The following is a 1,794-nucleotide window of genomic DNA, read 5'->3' as shown; positions in this document are numbered from 1 at the left end:
CGTTTCATCTGCGGTTCCTTGCCTGCGATAAGCCATTGATATCGCTGCAAAGTCGCACTTCAAGGTAGAATCCACCCCGCCACAGGCCAAAGTCAGATAAGCAAAATTATGGAACTTGGCCGCTTGGCCCGCACCAGTCAGGCCGGACCGCAATCGCGATATCCGCGGCGGCGCTTCATGCGTTCGAGCTGCCTCGACGCCGAAACCGCGTCCTCGTCGCTGTCAAACGTCTCCATCATCGACTGCCCGTTGCTGCCGATCCGGCCCCAGTTGCGGACGACCGACGCGCCGCCGAACAGTGTCGGCTGGATCGCAAGCGTATAGAACCGGCGCATGTTCTGCGACGGATCGATACGGCGCAGATGAATAAGGCTTGGCTTTTCGTTCTCCATGACCGGAGTCTCGCCGGCTGTGCAAGCGGCGTCCAACGACTTCCTTGAATCGATCGTCGCCGACTGATTCGTCGTGGTGATGGATCAGTCGCGGCAGCTGCGCCGGCACCCATTTCAGCGGCGGGCGATACCCTCTTCCACTAGAGCCGCTCCGATTTGGCGGCTCCCGGGCGTCGCCGCGCGGAGCTTGCGAACATGCTGGTCGACATCGTGCCCAGCTAGGATGCGCTCCTTTGCCAACTGTCGGGTCGCGCGCTCAACAAAAGCCATATTTGCTCTTGGTCGGTGGACACGCGCTTTCTAAACATCAAAACCACCCTTGATCAGTCACCGATCAGGCCATCGAAGACTTCAAGCATGGCGTCGCTGATGGCCTTGCCGAGAGCGGCGGCGGTTTCCGCCAGCGCTGCCTCGTTCATGTCACGCGCAGCCATTGCGAAGGCGGCGCCCTCCCCCGTCACGATTTCCTGCGCGCGCTGGATTGCCCAAAGGGCGAAGTCGCTACGGTTGCTGATTTCCACGGTTTCCATGTTTTCTCCTGGTTTGTTGGGCGGATGCCTTATAGCGGATCTGCGGGACAATGCAGTCTGGAGAGTTTTATTTGAGTGTGAGCCCGAGATAAGCCTCGGATCGTCAGCTAATTCGGCACGCCCGCGCCGGCGCAGATGACTGATGCCCCAGCGATCCGTCCTCTCCCGGAAGCCCGCTGGAGCTCGGCGGCGCTCCGGCAACTCGAGCGCGGCGGTCGCCGGCGCATTGGCCGGAGATCGGAAACGACTTTCCGAAAGCACGATGCGCGGACTCAAGAGTTGGAGCCTTTGCGGGTCCTTGCTGGACCCCCGGCATTCCGGCCGCCATCGAAGTTTGCTTCGAATTCGCACCTGAGCTCACCCTCGCGCTTCAGGTAACGGGAGGAAAAATGCATCGGCACGGCACGGGCCACGCCTGCCGCACGGGCGATACGTCCCGCCTGCGCGGCGGTCAAATGGCATCTTGAGGCGGCCAGCGCCCGATCCTTGTCGAGGTAGCCGGCCTCGATGAAAAACAGCCTGGCACCCTTTGCCAGCGCGACGGCGCGTGCCACGTTCTCCGGGCTGTAAAGCAGGTCGGTCGCATAGGCGACCCGCTGCCCGGGACCGATCGTCAGCGCCTGGGTGGTTAACAGCTCGGCCAGCGATATGTCTCGACGGCCGGCCGCAATTCTGGTCTCAGGCGCATCGCCGCGCCGAACTGACCGCTTGGCCTCGGTCAGCCAAGGCCCAATGGGCAGGCCGAGCTGATCGAGCCGCGATTTGCGCGCATCGACCTTGACTTTCTCCTGCAACGCAAAGGCAAGGCTGGGAATTCCGTGATCCAACATCGCCCCTTCGACACGAAACTCGTCATCCTCGAGAAGCACGCC

3 protein-coding genes are annotated in these 1,794 nt (G+C 62.0%); all 3 read right to left on the bottom strand.

Annotated features, from left to right (window positions below):
- Window positions 1-137 precede the first annotated feature (137 nt).
- The gene (locus tag AC3A4H_RS23535; RefSeq protein ID WP_487768869.1) at window positions 138-392 is read right to left on the bottom strand and encodes a WGR domain-containing protein; all 255 of its coding nucleotides are present in this window, start codon (window positions 390-392) and stop codon (window positions 138-140) included.
- 323 nt (window positions 393-715) lie between these two features.
- Window positions 716-922, bottom strand: a complete 207-nt coding sequence (locus tag AC3A4H_RS23530; protein ID WP_487768868.1) for a hypothetical protein — start codon at window positions 920-922, stop codon at window positions 716-718.
- Between the two features lie 272 nt (window positions 923-1,194).
- On the bottom strand, window positions 1,195-1,794 hold a 600-nt coding region (locus tag AC3A4H_RS23525), incomplete at its 5' end, for an MBL fold metallo-hydrolase (protein ID WP_487768867.1).

The sequence above is a fragment of the Pseudaminobacter sp. Soil_N_29 genome (assembly GCF_057656055.1).
This window is presented reverse-complemented; position numbering and strand designations above follow the sequence as displayed.